The organism is Shimia sp. CNT1-13L.2 (assembly GCF_024331145.1).
Classification (GTDB): domain Bacteria; phylum Pseudomonadota; class Alphaproteobacteria; order Rhodobacterales; family Rhodobacteraceae; genus Shimia.
The window spans coordinates 166873-186459 of the sequence record NZ_JANDJO010000001.1 but is presented as its reverse complement, the minus strand read 5'-3'; the positions used below and the strand labels follow the sequence as shown (position 1 = coordinate 186459).

The window sequence follows — 19587 nt, the reverse complement described above, 5'->3', positions numbered from 1 at the left end:
CTTCAGAGGTTCGGGTAGGCCCTGCGCAGTCCGCGGGCGATGATGGTTGCCACAACCACCTTTACTAGATCGCCGGGGACATATGCCACCATGATCGTGATCGACTTGGACAGGCCGAGTTTTCCAACGAAGGCCATCCACGGAATGCCGATGGCATACATCAGCACGATACCGCCAAGCGCGACATAGATCGCCGTGGTCAGGAAGCTGGCACCGGGGTTCTTGGCGACAAGGTAGCCGATGAGGGCTGCGGAAAGGGGCCATGCCAGAAGGAAGCCGCCCGAGGTGCCGAAGAACAGGCCAAGGCCACCGCGACCACCGGCAAGCAACGGCAGGCCGACGGCGACAAGTGCGATGAACAACAGAAGGGCAAGGCCACCACGGCGTGCGCCGGCAACGGCACCGGCCAGCATGACGCCCAGCGACTGTGCGGTGATCGGCGGCAGGCCGAGGCCGGCAAAGCTGATCGGGGGCATGAGGCCGAGGGCTGCGGTCAGCGCGGCGAAAAGAGCGATGTAAACGATGCTCTTGGTGTCCATAATCGTATTCCTTCGTTCGTGAGTGGTGACCCGAGGGTTGGCGCGGGTCCTAGGAAAACGGGGGACAGCCCGACAAGGGGTCTTGCCGCAGCGCAGCGGATTTTAGGGACGATATCCTCGGGATTCGATCGCATCAGAAATATCGTCCGCCATCTTGATCGTGCGGATGGCGACGGGCATGGCGACGGCAATCACCGAGCGTTCGAGGCCGCGCGCCTTTTGTGCCTCGCGGACATCCTGCGTGATCTGGGCCAGGACGGGGATGAACCGCAGGGCAAGGGAAATCGCAAGCCCCACCTTGGCGGGGTTCACGCCAAGGGGTTTGAGGAAGCGCAGGCCGCTGGTCATGGTGTCGATCATATCGCTTGATCGGGTGGTCAGGGTCACAAGGCTTGCCAGCAGGATCAGTGCAGCGAGGCGCAGCACGACATAGGCGGCGAGGATTAGACCGGAGAAATACCATTGCAGGGCAAAGAACAGGGCGAAGATCCACAGGAGCGGGCGGATCTGGTTCCATGCCTGTCTGAGGGTCAGGCCGGCCACGAAATAGAGCGCAAGCACAAGGACGGTTGCGGCCACCGTGAGCGGCAGGCTTTCGTTCAGGAACAGAAGCGTCGCGCCGATCATCAGCGCCAGCATCTTGGGTGCGGGCCGCATACGGTGCAGCAGGGATGTGCCGGGCGAATAGAGATCAAGCATCAGGACATCCGGTCCACGTAGAGCGGGATGGCTTTGTCGGGCGTGTCATCGGCGATCACGCGGCCTTCGTCGAAGACAACCACCCGGTCGAAATCATGCAGCAGGTCGAGATCGTGGCTGACGAAGATGACGGTCTGGTCAATCGCGTCCACCGCCCGCGCGACACGCCGCTTGTTGCGCAGGTCAAGCAGGGTGGTGGGTTCGTCCATCACCACATAGGCGGGCTCCATCACGAGGACGCCGGAGATCGCCAGAAGCTGTTTCTGGCCACCGGACAAAAGGTGCGCGGGGTGTTCGCGCAGGTCGGACATGTCATAGCGCGCGAGGATTTCATCCGTCTTGCGGGCGATGTCTTCCTTGGAAAAGCCGAGGTTCTTCATGCCAAAGGCGAGGTCTTCCTCGACCACGGGGAAGACGATCTGGTTGTCGGGGTTCTGAAACACGAAGCCGACTTTCTGGCGGATGTCCTTGCCGTGGGTGCGGGTGTTCTGGCCGTCGATCAGCACATCGCCCGAGGTGGGCAGCACGAGGCCATTCAGAAGCCGCGCAAAAGAAGATTTGCCCGAGCCGTTGGCCCCGATGATCGCAATGCGCCGTTCGCTTAAGCTCAGCGATATGTCATGCAGGACCCTGCGGTCTCCGTAAGAAAGCGTGACGTTCTGGACTTCGATCATAGTGGCCCCGTGGCTGTGATTGCGCGCTCATAACGCAATTGGGGCGCTTGTTGAAGGTGTGGATGCCTCCGGCGGGAGTATTTGCGGTGCATTGAAGGGGCGGGCGTGCCGCCCCCATCAGGGTCAGGCCATGGAAGGCAGCCAGAGCACGATCCACGGGAAGGCGACCAGAAGGGCGATGGTGATGGCGTCGGCGATGAAGAAGGGGGTGACGCCCTTGAAGACATCCTGAACGCTGAGATCATCGCGGACCCCGGCAACAACAAAGCAGTTGAGGCCGATGGGGGGCGTGATCAGGCAGAATTCGGCCATCTTCACCACCAGGATACCAAACCAGATCGCGCACATGGTCCCGCTCATGCCGAAGGTCGACTCTGCCGCGGTCACCGCTTCGCCGCCATTCAGGGCCATGACCGCCGGGTAGACCACGGGCAGTGTCAGCAAGAGCATGCCGATGGCGTCCATGAACATGCCGAGCACCGCGTAGGCCAGCAGGATGCAGACGAGGATCAGCCAGGGCGACATGGTCAGGCTGGTGATCCAGTCGGAGAAGGCGCCGGGCAGGTCGGCGAAGCCAAGGAAACGCACGTAGATCAGGACACCCCAGATGATGGTGAAGATCATCACGGTGAGTTTCGCGGTTTCCAGAAGGGCCGACTTCAGCTCTTTCCAGCGCATGCCACGGTAGAGCGCCATCAGGAAGACGATGAAGGCGCCGACGGCACCGCCTTCGGTTGGTGTGCCCCAGGCATCGCCGAAGGGGTTGTAGACAAAGAAGATGATGATCACGACCACCAGCACGATGGGCAGGGCGGGCGGCAGGGAGACCAGCCGTTCGCGCCATGTGAAGCCTGTGACCGGTGGACCGACGGTTTTGAAGATCATCGCGATGCCGACGATCATCAGCCCGTAGACCAGCGCCGAGAAGGCACCGGGGATGAAGCCCGCGAGCAGGAGTTTGCCCACGTCCTGTTCGACGATGATGGCGTAGATCACGAGGATGGCCGACGGCGGGATCAGCGAGGCCAGCGTGCCACCTGCCGCAACGACGCCGGCGGCGAATTGTTTGTTGTAGCCGGACTTGAGCATCTCGGGGATGGCGATCCGCGCGAAGACGGCGGCGGTGGCCACCGAGGCGCCCGAGACGGCGGCGAAACCTGCGGTGGCAAAGACGGTTGATACCGCAAGGCCGCCCGGCACCCAGGCGATCCAGCGTTTTGCCGCCTCGAACAGGGCGGTGGTCAGCTTCGCGTAATAGGCGAGGTAGCCGATGAGAATGAAGGTCGGGATCAGGCTTAGGGCCTGGCTTGAGACCTTGGAGTGAGGCACAGAGCCTGCGACCTGGATGGATTTGCCGAGGGCGCCATCCCAGATTTCACGGCGTTCGTTCCAGTAGAGGAATTTCTCGGGCGCGTAGCCCATCTTGGACCAGAAGATCCAGACAATGCCGATGAAGCCGGCCAAGGCGGCAGCAAAGGCGACGCGCATCCCCAGAACGACAAGCAGAAGCATGCCGCCGGTAACCCAGAGGCCGATGGTGATATTATCCATTGTCGGTGCCTCCCAGGGCGTCGGCTTCGGCGCGGGCCTGTTCCTCGATGCTTTGCACAAGCGGCACGGCAACCGGGGTCGGCAGGCCAAGGACCAGTGCGCGGCCGTAGCCCCAGACCTGAATCATCAGGCGCAGGCAGAGGACCGAGAAGGCCACGGGGACGATGAGTTTGGACGGCCAGATCGGCAGGCCGATGTCGATGGAGCTGTCGCGCGAACACAAGGGGCGTGCGCAGTCGAACGACCGGTCGAAATGGGCCCAGGAGCCCATGACAAGCGCGATGATCAGCAGGAGGATCAGGGTCACCGAGAGCAGTTCGGCGGCCCAGAGGGCGCGGCCCTTGAGGCGGCCGATCACCAAATCCATGCGGATGTGGCTGCCGTCGCGCTGGACATAGGCGATGCCCATGAAGGCGATGAGGGGCATCAGGGCTTCGATCCAGTCCACGTAGCCCGCCAGTGGCGAAGCAAAGAACTTGCGTCCGCCGACCGAATAGGCGGCAAGGAACATCAAGCTGAAGACGGCAAGGCCGCTCAGGAGTGCAAAGAACTGTTCTAGCTTGAGAAGCTGCTTGTCGAGACGGCTGAGCAAGCTGCCGTCTTCGAGCACGGCGGAGGAACCGGCCATGTCCATCCCCTTTTTACGTCAAAATGCAGACGACCCCGGCAAGCGCCGGGGCCGTCGAAGTCATGCTGGATCAGTTGCCCGCGCGGTGGTCGGACAGGGTTTTCACGACGAGGTCATAAAGCTCCTGACCGGGCAGGCCCTGGGCTTCCATGTCGGAAATCCAAGCATCACGGATCGGGTCAGCAGCCTTGGCGCGGAACTCGGCGATGACATCATCGGAGATCTCGACTTTCTGGACGTTTTTCTCGGCCAGAACGCCATCCCACTTTTCAAGCAGGGTGCCGTAGTTGGCGAGATAGTGGTCGAGGGCTTCGGGGATCGAGCTGTCGAGCGCGGCGCGTTCGGAGTCCGAGAGGGCCTCATAGGCGTCGATGTTGACAACAACCGGGCAGTTCACGGTGCCGGGGTTGAGGTTTGCCGTCCACCAGTCTGCCTGGTTGATGGTGCCAAAGGCGAGGTGGGCGTGTTGGGCAAAGGCCACGGTATCAACAACGCCGGATTCCATTGCTTGGTAGGCTTCGGTCGCGGTGACCGAGGTCGGCACGCCGCCAACGGCTTCGAAGGCTTTACCAAGGCCGCCGGTTGCGCGCACGCGCATGCCGTCGAATTCCGCCAGCGTATCACGCGGATCGCCGGTGCCGACCAGGTTGTACTGTGGCATGGGCGAGGTCATCAGCAGCTTGGCGTTCCACTGTTCCATTTCTTCGGCAGCCGCAGGGTGACCGTAGACAGCCATCGAGACGGCGACTTCCTCTTCGAGGTTGGAGACGCCAAGGAACGGCAGTTCCAGAACGGTGATGACGCGGTTCTTGTCGCGGTGATAGCCGGCGCAGAACTGGGCCATTTCGAAGGCACCGATCGAGATGCCATCGAGATTCTCGCGGTTTTTCGACAGGCCACCGTAGCTGATGTTCATGGTGAACTCGCCGTTGGTCTTGGCCGAGACCAGTTCGGCGAGTTTTTCCACATGTTCGGTAAAGGCGCGGCGTTTGCCCCAGACCGATACGTTCCATTCGGTCGCGGCCGCTTCGGACGCGAGACCAAATGCACAGGCCACCAAGGTGGCTTTACCCAAAAATCGTTTCATAATTTTCCTCCCAGTGTGCCGATCTTTTGTCGGCACTCGCAGCAAGTTAGCGCGCGGGGGGGAAGGTGGGTATCCGTATTTCTGGGTAGGGATCAGACGTAGTAGATGTCCTTGAAGACGTGACGAACGATGTCTTCGCGCTTGATGCCGCGTGCGGCCAGTTCTGCATCGCTCATTTGCTGCAGGCGATTGGCTTTCTCGGCACGCGAGTTGGCTTCGCCAATTGCGATCAGAAAGTTGCCAACGGCAACGAAGGGCGCAGCAAGAACGCGCAGGATGGAGTTATGTGCCGGAGCATTTACTGAGATATGTGCCATTTGGACCCTCGAATTTCTAACGTTGGTCCTCCCTTGCGCTGAAGGTAGGTCACACTTGTTGACGTTACCAGTGACAGTTCGACATGGCCGCCTTGCACCTGCTGCAAGTTGCTGAATCACTGGGCAAATTGTGAACCAAAGTCCGAAACGGAAAACGCCCGCGAGTGTCGCGGGCGTCTAGCCTTTTGGCGTGGCCTGTTAGGGTTATTTCTTGGTCGCGCTGGTCGGCTTTGGCATCGCCGGCGGTTTCGAGGGCGCGCGGGTCCGCTTGCGGGCGGGTTGCGGAGTTTCGGGGGGCATTGTCTCGGCTGTCTTTTTTGTCGTCGCCTTGGAGGCAGTTGCCGCCTTGGTTTCGACGGGCTTTGCCTTGGGCGCGGCAGATGCCTTGGCTTCGACAGGTTGTGTTTTGGGCGCGGGTTTTGGAGTTGCCTCTTTGGACGGAGCCTTTGCCGGTGCCGGTTCCGCTTTTTTTGCAACCGGTGCCTTGGGAGCTGGCGTTTCCTTGGCGGTGGGGGCGGGTTTTGCAGGGGCGGCTTTGGCCTTGGCCGGGGCTTTCGGCTTTGCGACCGGTTTTTGCGGCGCAGGTGCGGCCTTGGCCGCCGGTTTGGCTTTTGGTGCCGGAGCGGGTTCCGCGGCGGGGGAGGGTTTCGGGGCCGTCTTTCTGACCGTGGTCTTGGGCCTGGCGGCCGGCTTTGCGACCGGTGCCGCCGGAGTGGATTCGATGTCTTTTAGCGCTTCGCGGGTGATCAGAAGCGGGTGCGCCTCGAGCATTGCGCGGCCCACGGCATAGGAGAACCGCATCTGGCGCTCCATCAGATTTGCGACCACGAACATGTTGTTCATGGCACCGGTGTATTGAGAGGTGAGAAAGTTCGTCATAGTTGGTCTCCAGTCATTGGACGGACCGGGCAAAGATCCGGGAGAGTGGGTTGGTCCACGCGAAGTTTTGAAAAAAGTCACCGGCGCACCCAGGCCAGTCGCGCGACGGAGGCCACCACCAGGCCGCCAACCAGATAGGGGAGCCAGGCCGGAGCGTCTGGACCCGTCGAGTGAATCACGAAGGCATCTGCGGCGGCGGGTGTGGCCAGCAGCACGGCAGGGAACAGGGCAAGCGGTTTCATCTAGGCTCTCCTTGGCAGGGTGCCAATTGGGGGATGCGTTTGCGACAGCGGTGGCAAAGAAAACGGAGTTCTTTGGTCAAAGAAGTCATGGGAGAAACCCCGCTCGAGCGCTGCCGGGGGCAAGCAGGCAAAGCGGGGACCGCGCGTGATATCTGCGCCAAAGGATGAATGGCGACCTCCTTGGTTTGGTTTATTTTGCATGTGCAGCATGACAGAATTGAAACGGGATGAGCTGTTTTTGCCGTTTTGGGCGGATTTTTGCTTGATTTTGATGGCCGTTTTGTAGGTTTGGTGAAAAAACAGGCAGGAATATTGCTGCGTTGCGGCATGGCTGATGTGAAGACCGGATTGCACTTTCTGCCGCCAAACTCCATTTTCCCGCTCAAATCGAATCGTTTTCGCCTGTCGGGCGCTGGGGGCCTCACATGACTTTCGACCGTTCCATCAAAATCGCACCATCTATCCTGTCGGCGGATTTCGCCAACTTCGGACAGGAGATCCAAGCCATCGAGGCGCAGGGTGCGGACTGGGTGCATGTGGATGTGATGGATGGCCACTTTGTGCCGAACCTGACCTTTGGTCCGCCGGCGGTGAAAGCGTTCCGTCCGCATGTGAAGACCTTCATGGACGTGCATCTGATGATTGCGCCCGTTGATCCCTATATCGAGGCCTATGCCGAGGCAGGTGCGGACATGATCACTGCTCATGTCGAAGCCGGCCCGCATATTCACCGCACGCTTCAGGCGATCAAGGCGCAGGGCGTCAAGGCGGGGGTGTCGCTGAACCCCGGCACGCCGCTTGAGAGCATCGAACACGTGATGGACCTTGTCGACATGGTGCTGATCATGACGGTGAACCCGGGCTTTGGCGGTCAGAAATTCATCCATTCGGGTGTCGAAAAGACCCGTCGCTGTCGTGAGATGATCGGCGACCGTCCGATCCATATCCAGATTGACGGAGGTGTCACGACAGAGACCGCACCTCTGGTTGCCGCTGCCGGGGCTGATGTGCTTGTGGCCGGGTCAGCCGTGTTCAAGGGTGGCAGCGTGGAGAAGGCGGATGTCTACGGCGAGAACATCCGGGCCATCCGCGCCGCAGCGCAGGCGGCACAGTAACAGCGTTTCCTGTCGATCTATCTCTTGTGAAGGCCCGTCGTTCCCCGGCGGGCTTTTCTACGTTCCGGGGTCATTCGCGCAATTCGTTGTCGAACACGCCCCAAAGCGCGGTCTTGGGGGCCCAGCCCTTGTAGCCGCCCGAGGTGAGCTTGCACCATTCCTTGAGGCATTCGCCAAGGCGGGCGACGACGCCCATTTCCAGCAGCGCGGTTTCAGGCGACTGGGGGTCGGGGCGTTGGGTCAGGGGCAGCATGTCCTGTTCGACGATCACCGTGCGGACGCCGGACAACAGCGAGTAGTGCACCCAGCCCCCTGCGCCCTCGATATCCTGAACGCGACGCCAGTGGCCGTATTCGGCGGTGATCTGGAGCGGCATGGACCGACGGGTGAAAACCCAGTCTATGCGGTGGGTCAGGGAGGGGCCGCGACGGACATTGGCCTTGCTGGCTTTCAGCGAAACATAGCGCGGCAAAGGCAGGTTCGTGACCGGACCGCGAACTTCCTCAGCGAGAAGTCCGTTCGAAAACAACACTATGCCTGCCAAAAGGGTCAAGCCGAGCCGCTGTGTCATTCTGTCCGCCATGTCTTGTGTGTTTTCTGCCGTTTATTCCGCCGCAGGTTCTTGTGCCCCGTCGACGTGTGAGGCAGTGTGTCATCAACTGGATGATTTGGAAAGGATTGGGAGGTCCGTATGCCAAAGGAACGTCTGAGTGTTGTTGTTACGCGACGCTTGCCGGACGCTGTCGAAACCCGGCTTTCCGAGCTTTTCGATGTACGGCTGCGCGATGACGACGCTCCCATGTCTCGGGGCGAACTGGTGGACGCGATGCGCGACGCCGATGTTCTTGTTCCCACACTGACCGACAATATCGACGCCAACATGATTGCCGCTGCGGGCGACCGTCTGAAGCTGATCGCGAACTATGGGGCCGGTGTTGACCACATTGATGTCGAGACTGCGCGCCAGCGCGGCGTTCTTGTCTCCAACACTCCGGGTGTCGCGGCTGACGACACGGCCGACATGACCATGGCGATGATCGTTGGTGTGACTCGTCGCATCCCGGAAGGCCTGCGGATGATGGCCTCTGGCGACTGGCATGGCTGGGCGCCGAATGCGATGCTGGGTGGCCGGATTGGTGGCCGTCGTCTGGGTATTCTGGGCATGGGGCGCATTGGTCAGGCGGTTGCCCGTCGCGCCAAGGCCTTTGGCATGCAGGTGCATTATCACAATCGGCGCCGTCTGCGTCCGGAGATCGAGCAGGAGCTTGAAGCGACTTACTGGGAGAGCCTTGACCAGATGGTCGCGCGGATGGATGTGCTGACCATTCATTGCCCGCATACGCCGGGGACGTTCCACCTGATGAACGCGCGACGCCTGAAGCTGATGAAAGAGGGCGCTTACCTGATCAACACCTCGCGTGGTGAGGTGGTTGATGAGAACGCGCTGGTGCGCGAGTTGAAAAGCGGCGAGATCGCGGGGGCTGCGCTGGATGTCTATGAACACGGCGTTGAGGCCAATCCGGATCTGATTGCCATGCCCAACGTGCACCTTTTGCCGCACATGGGGTCGGCCACGATCGAGAGCCGTCTCGAGATGGGCGAAAAGGTGATCATCAACATCAAGACCTTCGATGATGGGCACCGTCCGCCGGATCTCGTGGTTCCGGCCATGCTGTGATGCAGGCATAAGTTTTTCCGGTCGTGCGCGATGCGTGCGGCCGGTTTTCTTTTTGGGGTCGTGAATGGAGGGGAGGCCATGACCGGATTTCTGAAGGCAATTTCAGTCTTTGCGGCGCTTGCAGCGTCAGGGGCTGTCGCACAGGAGGCGGCGGATGCCGTGGTACCGGAAGTCGCGACCGCGCTGGTGCGCGAGGTGTCACCGGAGTTACAGGCGTCTTTGCAGGCCAAACAGGCCGGTAAGCCCGTGGAGGCCGAGAACTGGATGGTTGCGGCGGCCCATCCGCTGGCTGTCGAGGCCGGAGCACGTGTGTTGCGCGAAGGGGGCACGGCCGCGGATGCGATGGTTGCCGTTCAGGCGGTTCTGGGATTGGTGGAGCCGCAGAGTTCGGGCCTTGGGGGCGGTGCCTTCCTTGTCTGGTATGATGCCGCGAGTGGTGAGATCACCACGCTGGACGGGCGGGAAACCGCGCCTCTTGCCGCGACGCCGCGCATGTTGCTGGATGCTGACGGCAAACCGCAGAAGTTTTTCGAGGCCGTGGTTGGCGGATTGTCGGTGGGGACACCGGGCACACCGCGCCTGATGGAAGTGGCGCATCGCAAATGGGGGCGGGCCAACTGGGCCTCTTTGTTTGACGAGGCGATTTCCCATGCCGAAGACGGCTTTGCAGTGTCGCCGCGCATGGCGGCCTCTGTCGCGCGTGATGCGGGGCGTTTGGCGGTGCATCCTGAGACCGCCGCCTATTTCCTGCCTGACGGGACGCCGCTTGCCGAGGGGCAGATCCTGCGCAATCCGGCCTATGCGGCCAGTGTGCGGGCTTTGGCCGAGAAGGGCGCCGAGCCGTTCTATACCGGTGACATTGCCGCCGAGATCCTGACGGCGGTGCGGTCCGCGCCCAAGCCGGGGCTTCTCAGCGACGTTGATCTCGCGCTTTACGAGGTCAAAGAACGTCCGGCCGCCTGTGCCAGCTATCGGGGCTTTGACGTCTGCGGCATGGGGCCGCCGTCGTCCGGTGGTATCGCGGTGGGCCAAATTCTTGGCATTCTCGAACCCTTCGACATGACGGGGCTGGGGCCGGATGATCCGGTGACCTGGCGGCTGATCGGGGATGCCATGCGGTTGGCCTTTGCGGACCGTGGGAAATACGTGGCGGATGATGATTTCGTGCCGGTTCCGACCAAGGGGATGCTGACGCAGGAGTATCTGACCGGTCGCGCAGAGCTTTTGCGCAGGGATACCGCGCTTGATGTTGTTGCGCCCGGCACGCCGGAGTTCGATCATGCGTTGAACTGGGCACCGGACGAAGAGCGCGCGGCGCCTTCGACGTCGCATATCTCGATCGTGGATGCCTATGGAAACGCCCTGTCGATGACGACGACCATCGAGAACGGCTTTGGCAGCCGCGTGATGGCGAACGGCTATCTGCTGAACAATGAATTGACGGATTTTTCCTTCCGGTCGCATCGCGATGGCGTACCGGTTGCCAATCGCGTGGAACCCGGCAAGCGGCCAAGGTCGTCCATGGCGCCGACGATTGTGTTGTGGAAGGGCAAGCCGGTTCTGGTTGTCGGCTCGCCCGGGGGCAGCCGTATCATTCCCTATGTGGCCAAGACCATCATCGCCCATATCGATTGGGAAATGGACGTGCAGCAGGCCGTTGCCATGCCGCATCTGGCCAACCGTTTCGGAACCTTCGAGATGGAAGAACCCCGGATGCAGGCGGACTTGCAGGCCATGGGGTTTGAAACCAAGGTGCGCGATCTTAATTCGGGGCTGCACGCGATTTCGATCGGAGACCGGTTGCAGGGCGGTGCCGATCCACGCCGCGAGGGGCTGGCGGTTGGCCAATAGCCTGTTGGTCCGCCCGGACATGCCCTTAGACATTCGCAAGACATGAGGAGAGAGTGATGGTTGATGCTGTGGATTTGCCGCGCAACGAGGTTGGGATCGCGGCGGCGCTGGGCGTTTTGAAACAGAAGTTTGGCGAGAAGTTCCAGACAGGTGAGGCGATCCGCGAACAGCACGGCCATACGACCACCTGGATTCGCAACCAGGCGCCCGATGCGGTGGTCTATCCCCGGTCCTCGCAGGAGGTGGCAGAGATCGTGCAGGTCTGTGCCGCGCACAAGGTGCCGGTGATCGGCTTCGGGACGGGCACCTCGCTTGAGGGGCATGTGAATGCGCCTGCGGGGGGCGTCTGTGTCGACATGACCGAGATGAACGAGATCGTTGCGGTGCACGCCGAAGACCTTGATTGCGTGGTGCAGCCCGGTGTGACGCGCGAGCAGCTGAACGTGTACCTGCGCGACCAGGGGTTGTTCTTTCCGATTGATCCGGGGGCGAATGCCTCGCTTGGGGGGATGGCGGCCACCCGTGCCAGCGGCACCAACGCGGTGCGTTATGGCACGATGAAAGACAACGTTCTCGCGCTTGAGGTGGTGACGCCCAAGGGCGAGATCATCCGCACCGCGAGCCGGGCCAAGAAATCGAGCGCGGGTTATGATCTGACGCGGCTGATGGTGGGCTCGGAGGGCACGCTGGGCCTGATTACCGAGATCACCCTCAAGCTTCAGGGCATTCCCGAGGCGATGTCGTCGGCGCGCGTGACCTTTGACAGCATCGATGCGGCCTGTCAGGCGGTTATGATGACGATCCAATACGGTATTCCCGTGGCGCGGATCGAACTTCTGGACGCGCTGACCGTGCGGGCCGTGAACACCTATTCCAAGCTGGACCTGCCGGAATCCCCGTTGTTGCTGTTGGAGTTCCATGGCTCGGAAAACAGCGTCGAGGAGCAGGCCGAGCTTTTTGGCGGGATTGCCGAGGAGTTTGGTGGCCAGGGATTTGAATGGACGTCGAGCGCGGAAGAACGCAACAAGCTGTGGCAGGCGCGCCATGATGCCTATTGGGCCTCTGTTGCCTTACGTCCCGGGGCGAAAGGCATTTCGACGGACGTTTGCGTGCCGATTTCCCGTTTGGCGGAATGTGTGACGGCGGCGCAGGAAAAGCTCGATGCGCTGGGCTTTATTGCACCGATTGTGGGCCATGTGGGAGACGGCAATTTCCATACGCTGCCCCTGATCGACATGGACAACGCCGAGGAAGTGGCCAAGGCGGACGAATTTGTCGGCTGGTTGAATGACCTCGCGATTTCGATGGGCGGCACCTGTACCGGGGAACATGGGATCGGGCAGGGCAAGAAGCCTTACCTCGTCAAGGAACTGGGCGGGGCGGTTGACATGATGGCGTCGATCAAGGCGGCGCTTGATCCCGACAACATCATGAACCCGGGCAAGATCGTGCCGGGTGCATGAGACATGCGAGGTGACTGAGTGAGCAATCCACAGGCCAAGTTTCTGAGCGGTAGCCTGTTGCGCCATGTCACGGTGATGTCCCTGACATCATCGGTGGGGTTGATGGCGGTGTTTGCCGTCGACTTTGTGGACATGATCTTCATCTCCATGCTGGGCAAGGATGAGTTGGCGGCGGCGGTGGGCTATGCCGGGGCGATCCTGTTTTTCACCACGTCGTTCAATATCGGCGTTGCCATTGCGGCGGGTGCGCTCGTGGCACGAGCCTTGGGGGAAGGCAGTCGGGACAGAGCCCGGCAGCAGGCCTCGAGCGCCTTGCTGGCGGGGGTGATCTTTTCGTCGATCTTCGCGGCTGGCGTTCTTTACATGCTCGATCCGCTGGTGTCCCTGATCGGAGCCACGGGCAATACCCATGATCTGGCCGTTCACTATCTCACGATCATCGTGCCAACGCTCCCGTTCCTGTTGCTTGGGATGGCGGGCGGCGCGATCCTGCGGGCGCATGGTGATGCGCGGCGGGCCATGTGGGCGACGGTGATTGGCGGGCTGGTCAATGCCGGCCTTGATCCGATCCTGATCTTCGGGCTGAACATGGAACTGACCGGTGCCGCGTTGGCCAGTGCAGCCTCGCGGATCACGATTGCGGTTTTTGCTTTGGGGCCGATCTTTCGCCATCACGGTGGTCTGGCGTGGCCCAGGGTGCCGGATTTCCTGCGCGACCTGCCGCCGATCGTGGCGATCTCTTTCCCCGCGATCCTGACGCAACTGGCAACGCCGGTAGGGCAGGCCTGGGTGACGCGGTCGATGGCCGAGTTCGGCGAGGAAGCGGTTGCGGGGATGGCCATCGTGGCGCGTATGACGCCGCTGGCCTTTGGTACGATCTTTGCCCTGTCCGGCGCGGTGGGGCCGATCATCGGACAGAACTATGGGGCAGGTCAGTTTCATCGGGTGCGGGGCACGCTTCGGGCGTCGCTTCTGTTCACGGCGCTGGTCGTGGTAGCGGCGGCGTCGATCCTGTTTGTGATGCGGGGGCCGATTGCGGCGCTGTTCGAGGCGGAAGGGCTGGCGATGAGCCTGATCTTCCTGTTCTGCGGTCCGCTGGCGCTGGCGTTCTTCTTCAACGGGGCGCTGTTCGTATCGAACGCCTGTTTCAACAACCTTGGGCGTCCGTTCTATTCGACCTGGCTGAACTGGGGGCGGCACACGATTGGCACGATCCCCTTTGTCTGGCTCGGCGCCATGCTGTTCGGCGCACCGGGCGTGTTGATCGGGCAGGCCGTTGGCGGCGTGGTGTTTGGCGTGGTTGCAGTGGTTCTGGTGCGGCGGGTGATTTCCGACGTGGAAACCGGGCAGGAGGCCGCCAAAGGTCCGGGCCTGTTCCAGCGTCAGGCCCGGCAGGTTGCCCTGTTCTTCTCGCGGCGGTGACGGCCTGACAGCCAAGCCGATTTCTGGCAGGATCAAACCATTGGACGTTAAAGAAATTGAAGGAGGTCGCTATGAAGCGTCGCCCTGGGGCCGGCACCAAGACCGGGCGTATTTGGGACATTGCGGATGAAGTTTCCAAGATCAAAGGGAGACGGGCCTTGCGGCGGGAAGTTGTTGAACGCGCGACCGGCGAAGGGATCAATCCTGCAACAGCGAGTACTCAGTTCGGACATTGGCAACGAGCTGTCCCGCTAAGTGCTCTGGGCGATGCGCCCTCAGGATACAGGGAAATACCGGAGAACGAGGCGGTCCACACATCGGGACCAATCAAAGAACAGGTCGCACCCGATCGACACTGGGCGGGGTTTTTGAAATGTGGGTTTTCTTATGGTGCCGACTGGGGCCTAGACAATGAAGGTAACTTGTTTCTGGACAGGAGTGCACCGGACAAGCCCGGTGTGTATGTCTTTGTGCAAGAGGACGAGGTCGTTTACATCGGCGTCACGGACAGAACGCTTCATCAACGGATGGCGGACTATCGGCGTGGGCCGGTTGGCCAAAGAACCAGCCGTCGGATTCATTCGCTCCTCAAGAAACAGCTTGAGGAAGGGAAAGCCATGCGCGTTCTCTTTGCGACGCCAGAGGCAACAGAGTGGAATGGTCTGCCAGTCAATGTTGCCGCTGGCTTGGAGAAGGGGCTGATCGCCGTGTACAGTCCGTTGTGGAACCTTCGCCGTTGATCAGCGATAGACCTGATCTTCGCCGGGGAAGCTGCGGTCCTTGACCTCATCGGCGTATTTCTCGACGGCGCGTTCGATGGCGGGGCCGAGATCGCCGTAGACCTTGACGAATTTCGGGGTCCATTCGTTCAGGCCCAGCATGTCTTCAAGGACGAGGATCTGGCCGTCGCAATCTGCCGAGGCACCGATGCCGATGGTCGGGATGTCGATTTCCTTGGTGATCTTTGCGGCCAGTGGTTCGACCATGCCTTCAAGCACGACCGAGAAGGCACCAGCTTCGGAAACCGCCTTGGCGTCTTCGAGGTGCGCGGCCCAGCTGTCTTCTTCGCGGCCTTGTGTTTTGAAGCCGCCCATGACGTGGCTGGACTGTGGGGTCAGGCCGATATGGGCCATGACCGGGATGCCGCGTTCGACGAGGAAGGTGATGGTCTCGGCCATGCGCTTGCCGCCCTCGAGTTTGACCGCGCCACAGCCGGTTTCCTTCATGATCTTGGCGGCGTTGCGGAAGGCCACGGCGGGGCTTTCCTCGTAGGTGCCAAAGGGCATGTCGACCACGATCAGCGCCTTTTCGGTGCCGCGGACCACGGCCTTGCCGTGCATGATCATCAGATCAAGCGGCACGCCGACGGTGCTTTCCATGCCGTGCATGACCATGCCGAGGCTGTCACCGACGAGGATGAAATCCGCGTATTTGTCGACGATGGCCGCCGTATGCGCGTGGTAGGAGGTGAGCGAAACGATGGGTTCGCCCCCTTTGCGCGCGGCGATCTGTGGCACGGTGTTGCGGCGGATTTTGACTTGCTTGCTCATGGTGTGACGACCCTCTGATCAATCAGGAGAATGCCGCCGAACTCGACCGAGATCATGATGGCGGCGGGGCTGGCAAGGGGGCCGGTGAGATCGGAGAGATCTTCGGCACCCACGATGTCGAGCCCCCGCAGGGTGGCGCGGGGTTCGGCATGGATGGTGTTGGCGATGACTTCGCGCAGGGCCTCGATGGTGGTGCCTGCGGCGGCGGCCTCTTCGGCGGCTTTCAGCGATTGTGACAGGACCAGTGCGGCCTGACGGTCTTGGGCCGTGAGCCTGACGTTGCGCGAGGACATGGCAAGGCCATCGGCCTCTCGTACGGTTGGCACGCCACGAATGTCGATGGGAAAGGCGAGGTCACGGGTCATGCGTTTGATGACCTGGAGTTGCTGGTAGTCCTTTTCGCCGAAACAGGCGATGTCGGGCTGGACGAAATTGAACAGCCGCGCGACCACCGTTGTTACGCCGCGAAAGTGGCCCGGACGGACGAGACCATGCAGCATGTTGGCCATGCGGGTGGTTTCGACGATGGTTTCATCGCCGTCGGGGTAAACCTCTTGCACGGGTGGGATCAGAACCAGATCGACGCCGGCGGCTTCGAGCATGGCGAGGTCGCGTTCCTCGTCACGCGGATAGCTGTCGAGATCGGCGGCTTCGCCGAACTGGGTCGGGTTCACGAAGATCGTGACGACGGTGCGGTCAGCGGCCTCTTTGGCGGCGGCCACGAGTGACATGTGGCCCTCGTGCAGAAAGCCCATGGTGGGCACGAGGCCGACAGTTTCCCCTGCGGCGCGGAAGGATGCCACGGTGGTGCGGCAGTCTGCGATAGTGCGGCAGATTTTCATTTGTTGCGCAATTCCCAGTCAGTTTGTGTGTTTTCTTAGCAGGTCGTGCTGCGCTGCGGCAAGGACTATGCCACCTTTCCAGTATTGTTACGGTGCGTTGTCCAGCATTTGACGCATTTCCTGCAAACCAACGGTACATTCCGGTGTTACCCTTGGGGTGTGGGGGCAGAGATGATGGAGGATGCCATGCAGAAGATCCTTCTGATCCTGCTGATCGCCGTTTTGCTGGCAGGCCAGGCGGCATTGAACGCGACGATGAATGGCGGGCAAACTGCTTATGTTCAGATCTCTGCGGTCAGTGCGATTGCCGTTGAAACACTGGACGAATGACGCGCCGCGCGATTCCCGCGTGTCAGAATGCGACGTGAGGTGCGCGAAGGGTCGGTTTTGAACGTTTTTGGGTCGGCTGGACCCGCCGCGAGTGGTATTGTTTTGCCAGTTTACGGCAAGAAGATATTCACGGAGTCGTTCTGACATGAAAACCCAAGTCAAAGCACTTGTTGTCGGCGGTGGTGCTGTCGGCACCTCGATTGCCTATCACCTCGCCAAGGCGGGCTGGGAAGACGTCATGCTTATTGAGCGTGACGAGCTGACCTCCGGCTCGACCTGGCACGCGGCGGGCCTCTTGCCGCTGTTCAACATGTCCTATGCGACGACCCACATCCACAAGTACTCGGTCGATTTCTACAAGACCCTGGAAGAGGAAACCGGCCTGAACGCTGGTTTTGCCGTTGTGGGCAACCTGCGCATGGCGCAGACCCAGGAGCGTATGGACGAGTACATGCTGTACGCGTCGACCGCAGAGACCTGCGACGTGGCCTATGAGTGGCTGACCCCCGAGCAGATCAAGGAACGCTGGCCGCTGATCGAGACCGGCGACCTGAAAGGCGCGATCTATCACACCGAGGACGGCTATATTAACCCGGCCGACGTGACCCAGGCGATGGCCAAGGGCGCCCGTCAGCGTGGTGTTGAAATCGTCCGTAAGATGCAGGCCGACGCCTTCCACTGGACCGGCACCCACTGGGAAGTGACCTGCACCAAGATGGTCGAAAAAGGCGGCAACCTGGTTGCCTCTGATGAGCAGGTTGTCATCACTGCCGAGCACGTTGTGACCGCGTCGGGCAACCACGCGCAGCGCACCGCCAAGATGCTGGGCATCAAGATGCCGGCGATCCCGGTCGAGCACACCTTTATCGTCATGGACAAAGACCCCGAGCTGGTCAAATGGCGTGAAGCGGGCAACCCCGAGCACCCGGTTGTGCGTGACGCCGACAATGAGTCCTATGCCCGTGAAGAGCGCGGTGGCTGGATCCTCGGCATCTACGAGCACGGCGCGCCTGCGCAGTTCGAACACGGCGTTCCGGACAGCTTCCGTGCCGACCTGTTCCCGCTGGATCTCGACCGGATTGCCGAGCAATACATGGCGATGGCCGAGCGTGTGCCCTCCTGTGCGGAGAGCGGTCTGAAAGACGATTTCAACGGCCCGATCTGCTATACCCCCGACGGCAACCCGCTGGTTGGTCCGGCGCCGGGTCTGCGCAACATGTGGCTGGCTGAAGGTTTCTCGTTCGGGATCACCGCCGCAGGCGGCACCGGCTACTACCTCGCCCAAATGATGGTCGACGGCGAAGCCGAGATCGACATGGCGTCGCTCGACCCCAAGCGTTACAGCAGCAACTGGATGACCACCGAGTTCGCGGCACGCAAGAACGAAGAGTGCTATGAGCACGTCTATATCCTGCACCACCCGGATGAAGAGCGTGAAGCCTGCCGTCCGCTGCGGACCGCACCGGCTTACGACCGTCAGAAAGCTCGCGGCGCGCAATTCGGCTGGGTCAACGGCTGGGAGCGTCCGAACTATTTCGGTCCGCTCGATGCGCCTGAGACCTTTGACAAGGACGCCCGTTCGTTCCGTCGTGGCGGCTGGTGGCAGCACGCTGTCGACGAAGCCAAGGCGATCCGTGAAGGTGTTGGCCTGATCGATGCGACCGCCTTCACCAAACACGTTGTCAAAGGCCCCGGCGCGACCGCGTTCCTTGACTGGTTCACCTGTAACAAGCTGCCGAAGGTGGGTCGCATCAACCTGACCTATGCGCTGACCGCCTTCGGGACGACCCGCACGGAATACACCATCGTGCGCAATGGCGAGAACAACTACTATCTGGTATCGGCCGGTGCATGGTCCGAGTATGACGCGGACTTCCTGCGCAAGGCTGCCGAAGACAAGATGGAAGAGTTCGGCTATATCGAGATCCAGGATGTCACCACCCAGTGGGGTGTGTTTGCCATCGCCGGTCCGAAGTCGCGTGACGTTCTGAAAGAGGTCATCGTGGATGCCGATCCGGCAACCGCGCTGTCGAACAAGCGGTTCCCGTGGCTGTCGGCCAAGCAGATCGAACTGGGCATGTGCCCGGTGAACGCGATCCGTGTTGCCTATACCGGTGAACTGGGTTGGGAACTTCACCACCCGATCGAAATGCAGAACTATCTCTTTGATCTGCTTGAGAAAGCTGGTGAGAAACACGGCATGAAGCTGGTTGGTGCGCGGGCACAGAACTGGCTGCGTCAGGAGAAATCCTATCGTGCGTTCGGCAACGAACTGGGCCGCGACGCGACCCCGCTGGAAGCCGATCTGCCGCGTTTCGTGGACCTGTCGAAAGAGTTCCACGGCAAGGCCAAGCTGGAAGAGACCGGCGTGCGCGTGAAGTGCTGTACCCTTCTCATCGACGGTCCGGCCGATGCGGATCCGTGGGGCCGCGAGGCCCTGTACACCCCGGAAGGTGAGCGTGTTGGTCGTCTGACCTCGGGCGGTTACTCGGTCGCGTTCGAGAAATCGATCGGCATGGGCTATGTCAAACCGGAAATGGCCGTGGAAGGCACCAAGCTCCAGGTCAAGATCCAGGACAAGCTCTGGGATGCGGTTGTGACCTGCGACAGCCCGTACGATCCGAAAAACGAAGTTATCCGCAAGGATGGCTAAACCCTAACCCGCAAGGGTTTCCAAATCATGAAGAGGCCGCGACGGTGTATCGTCGCGGCCTTTTTCG

General features: G+C 61.2%; 21 protein-coding genes. 9 read left to right on the top strand and 12 right to left on the bottom strand.

Annotated features, from left to right (window positions below; all coding sequences use genetic code 11):
- Positions 1–2: 2 nt before the first annotated feature.
- The 9 genes from NNA36_RS00895 to NNA36_RS00855 form a co-directional block, all read right to left on the bottom strand.
- Positions 3–539, bottom strand: a complete 537-nt coding sequence (locus tag NNA36_RS00895; RefSeq protein ID WP_255103375.1) for a biotin transporter BioY — start codon at positions 537–539, stop codon at positions 3–5.
- Between the two features lie 102 nt (positions 540–641).
- Positions 642–1238 (bottom strand): energy-coupling factor transporter transmembrane protein EcfT, encoded by a 597-nt coding sequence (locus NNA36_RS00890; RefSeq protein WP_255103372.1) that lies wholly within the window; start codon positions 1236–1238, stop codon positions 642–644.
- Entirely contained in the window at positions 1238–1912 is a 675-nt protein-coding gene (locus NNA36_RS00885; protein ID WP_255103370.1) for an energy-coupling factor ABC transporter ATP-binding protein, read from the bottom strand. The genes NNA36_RS00890 and NNA36_RS00885 overlap by 1 nt, the downstream gene beginning before the upstream one ends.
- A gap of 123 nt (positions 1913–2035) precedes the next feature.
- On the bottom strand, positions 2036–3463 hold the full coding sequence (locus tag NNA36_RS00880; protein ID WP_255103368.1) for a TRAP transporter large permease: 1428 nt from the start codon (positions 3461–3463) through the stop codon (positions 2036–2038).
- Entirely contained in the window at positions 3456–4091 is a 636-nt protein-coding gene (locus NNA36_RS00875) for a TRAP transporter small permease subunit (protein ID WP_255103366.1), read from the bottom strand. The genes NNA36_RS00880 and NNA36_RS00875 overlap by 8 nt, the downstream gene beginning before the upstream one ends.
- Before the next feature lie 70 nt (positions 4092–4161).
- Positions 4162–5178, bottom strand: a complete 1017-nt coding sequence (locus NNA36_RS00870) for a C4-dicarboxylate TRAP transporter substrate-binding protein (protein ID WP_255103364.1) — start codon at positions 5176–5178, stop codon at positions 4162–4164.
- Between the two features lie 92 nt (positions 5179–5270).
- On the bottom strand, positions 5271–5495 hold the full coding sequence (locus tag NNA36_RS00865) for a hypothetical protein (RefSeq protein WP_255103363.1): 225 nt from the start codon (positions 5493–5495) through the stop codon (positions 5271–5273).
- Positions 5496–5699: 204 nt separating this feature from the next.
- Complete coding sequence (locus NNA36_RS00860; RefSeq protein ID WP_255103361.1) at positions 5700–6374, bottom strand: hypothetical protein; 675 nt, start codon at positions 6372–6374, stop codon at positions 5700–5702.
- A gap of 77 nt (positions 6375–6451) precedes the next feature.
- A complete protein-coding gene (locus NNA36_RS00855; RefSeq protein WP_255103359.1) occupies positions 6452–6616 on the bottom strand; it encodes a hypothetical protein in 165 nt (54 codons plus the stop codon).
- 258 nt (positions 6617–6874) lie between these two features.
- On the opposite strand from NNA36_RS00855, the gene NNA36_RS00850 reads away from it, so the two are divergent.
- Positions 6875–7045 carry a hypothetical protein gene (locus NNA36_RS00850; protein WP_255103357.1) on the top strand — a complete coding sequence of 57 codons (171 nt, stop codon included), beginning with the start codon at positions 6875–6877 and terminating at the stop codon, positions 7043–7045.
- A complete protein-coding gene (rpe, locus tag NNA36_RS00845) occupies positions 7042–7731 on the top strand; it encodes a ribulose-phosphate 3-epimerase (protein WP_255103355.1) in 690 nt (229 codons plus the stop codon). The genes NNA36_RS00850 and rpe overlap by 4 nt, the downstream gene beginning before the upstream one ends.
- 70 nt (positions 7732–7801) lie before the next feature.
- On the opposite strand, the gene NNA36_RS00840 is transcribed toward rpe, so the two are convergent.
- Positions 7802–8302, bottom strand: a complete 501-nt coding sequence (locus NNA36_RS00840) for an SH3 domain-containing protein (RefSeq protein WP_255103353.1) — start codon at positions 8300–8302, stop codon at positions 7802–7804.
- Between the two features lie 120 nt (positions 8303–8422).
- Here NNA36_RS00840 and NNA36_RS00835 point away from each other — a divergent pair, with 120 nt between their 5' ends.
- The 5 genes from NNA36_RS00835 (at position 8423) to NNA36_RS00815 (ending at position 14885) form a co-directional block, all read left to right on the top strand.
- Positions 8423–9409, top strand: coding sequence for a D-glycerate dehydrogenase (locus NNA36_RS00835; protein WP_255103352.1), 987 nt, complete (start codon positions 8423–8425; stop codon positions 9407–9409).
- A 78-nt stretch (positions 9410–9487) separates the two neighbouring features.
- Entirely contained in the window at positions 9488–11260 is a 1773-nt protein-coding gene (ggt, locus tag NNA36_RS00830; protein ID WP_255103351.1) for a gamma-glutamyltransferase, read from the top strand.
- Positions 11261–11316: 56 nt separating this feature from the next.
- On the top strand, positions 11317–12723 hold the full coding sequence (locus tag NNA36_RS00825) for an FAD-binding oxidoreductase (RefSeq protein ID WP_255103350.1): 1407 nt from the start codon (positions 11317–11319) through the stop codon (positions 12721–12723).
- An 18-nt stretch (positions 12724–12741) separates the two neighbouring features.
- Positions 12742–14145 (top strand): MATE family efflux transporter, encoded by a 1404-nt coding sequence (locus NNA36_RS00820; protein ID WP_255103348.1) that lies wholly within the window; start codon positions 12742–12744, stop codon positions 14143–14145.
- Between the two features lie 71 nt (positions 14146–14216).
- Positions 14217–14885 (top strand): GIY-YIG nuclease family protein, encoded by a 669-nt coding sequence (locus tag NNA36_RS00815; protein WP_255103347.1) that lies wholly within the window; start codon positions 14217–14219, stop codon positions 14883–14885.
- Here the strand turns inward: NNA36_RS00815 and panB are convergent, their stop codons facing one another.
- Both panB and panC read right to left on the bottom strand, forming a co-directional pair.
- Positions 14886–15695 (bottom strand): 3-methyl-2-oxobutanoate hydroxymethyltransferase, encoded by an 810-nt coding sequence (gene panB / locus NNA36_RS00810; protein ID WP_255103346.1) that lies wholly within the window; start codon positions 15693–15695, stop codon positions 14886–14888.
- Positions 15692–16537, bottom strand: coding sequence for a pantoate--beta-alanine ligase (gene panC, locus NNA36_RS00805; protein WP_255103345.1), 846 nt, complete (start codon positions 16535–16537; stop codon positions 15692–15694). Before panC ends, panB begins: the two co-directional genes overlap by 4 nt.
- A gap of 186 nt (positions 16538–16723) precedes the next feature.
- Between panC and NNA36_RS00800 the strand changes: the two genes are divergently transcribed.
- Both NNA36_RS00800 and NNA36_RS00795 read left to right on the top strand, forming a co-directional pair.
- Entirely contained in the window at positions 16724–16867 is a 144-nt protein-coding gene (locus NNA36_RS00800) for a hypothetical protein (protein ID WP_255103343.1), read from the top strand.
- Positions 16868–17012: 145 nt separating this feature from the next.
- Entirely contained in the window at positions 17013–19520 is a 2508-nt protein-coding gene (locus NNA36_RS00795) for an FAD-dependent oxidoreductase (RefSeq protein ID WP_255103342.1), read from the top strand.
- Positions 19521–19587 lie beyond the last annotated feature (67 nt).

Excerpts from the sequence above, each read along its gene's own strand:
- NNA36_RS00895 (WP_255103375.1), bottom strand. The coding sequence starts at position 539 with ATGGACACCAAGAGCATCGTTTACATCGCTCTTTTCGCCGCGCTGACC.
- NNA36_RS00890 (WP_255103372.1), bottom strand. The coding sequence starts at position 1,238 with ATGCTTGATCTCTATTCGCCCGGCACATCCCTGCTGCACCGTATGCGG.
- NNA36_RS00885 (WP_255103370.1), bottom strand. The coding sequence starts at position 1,912 with ATGATCGAAGTCCAGAACGTCACGCTTTCTTACGGAGACCGCAGGGTC.
- NNA36_RS00880 (WP_255103368.1), bottom strand. The coding sequence starts at position 3,463 with ATGGATAATATCACCATCGGCCTCTGGGTTACCGGCGGCATGCTTCTG.
- NNA36_RS00875 (WP_255103366.1), bottom strand. The coding sequence starts at position 4,091 with ATGGCCGGTTCCTCCGCCGTGCTCGAAGACGGCAGCTTGCTCAGCCGT.
- NNA36_RS00870 (WP_255103364.1), bottom strand. The coding sequence starts at position 5,178 with ATGAAACGATTTTTGGGTAAAGCCACCTTGGTGGCCTGTGCATTTGGT.
- NNA36_RS00865 (WP_255103363.1), bottom strand. The coding sequence starts at position 5,495 with ATGGCACATATCTCAGTAAATGCTCCGGCACATAACTCCATCCTGCGC.
- NNA36_RS00860 (WP_255103361.1), bottom strand. The coding sequence starts at position 6,374 with ATGACGAACTTTCTCACCTCTCAATACACCGGTGCCATGAACAACATG.
- NNA36_RS00855 (WP_255103359.1), bottom strand. The coding sequence starts at position 6,616 with ATGAAACCGCTTGCCCTGTTCCCTGCCGTGCTGCTGGCCACACCCGCC.
- rpe (WP_255103355.1), top strand. The coding sequence starts at position 7,042 with ATGACTTTCGACCGTTCCATCAAAATCGCACCATCTATCCTGTCGGCG.
- NNA36_RS00840 (WP_255103353.1), bottom strand. The coding sequence starts at position 8,302 with ATGACACAGCGGCTCGGCTTGACCCTTTTGGCAGGCATAGTGTTGTTT.
- NNA36_RS00835 (WP_255103352.1), top strand. The coding sequence starts at position 8,423 with ATGCCAAAGGAACGTCTGAGTGTTGTTGTTACGCGACGCTTGCCGGAC.
- ggt (WP_255103351.1), top strand. The coding sequence starts at position 9,488 with ATGACCGGATTTCTGAAGGCAATTTCAGTCTTTGCGGCGCTTGCAGCG.
- NNA36_RS00825 (WP_255103350.1), top strand. The coding sequence starts at position 11,317 with ATGGTTGATGCTGTGGATTTGCCGCGCAACGAGGTTGGGATCGCGGCG.
- NNA36_RS00815 (WP_255103347.1), top strand. The coding sequence starts at position 14,217 with ATGAAGCGTCGCCCTGGGGCCGGCACCAAGACCGGGCGTATTTGGGAC.
- panB (WP_255103346.1), bottom strand. The coding sequence starts at position 15,695 with ATGAGCAAGCAAGTCAAAATCCGCCGCAACACCGTGCCACAGATCGCC.
- panC (WP_255103345.1), bottom strand. The coding sequence starts at position 16,537 with ATGAAAATCTGCCGCACTATCGCAGACTGCCGCACCACCGTGGCATCC.
- NNA36_RS00800 (WP_255103343.1), top strand. The coding sequence starts at position 16,724 with ATGCAGAAGATCCTTCTGATCCTGCTGATCGCCGTTTTGCTGGCAGGC.
- NNA36_RS00795 (WP_255103342.1), top strand. The coding sequence starts at position 17,013 with ATGAAAACCCAAGTCAAAGCACTTGTTGTCGGCGGTGGTGCTGTCGGC.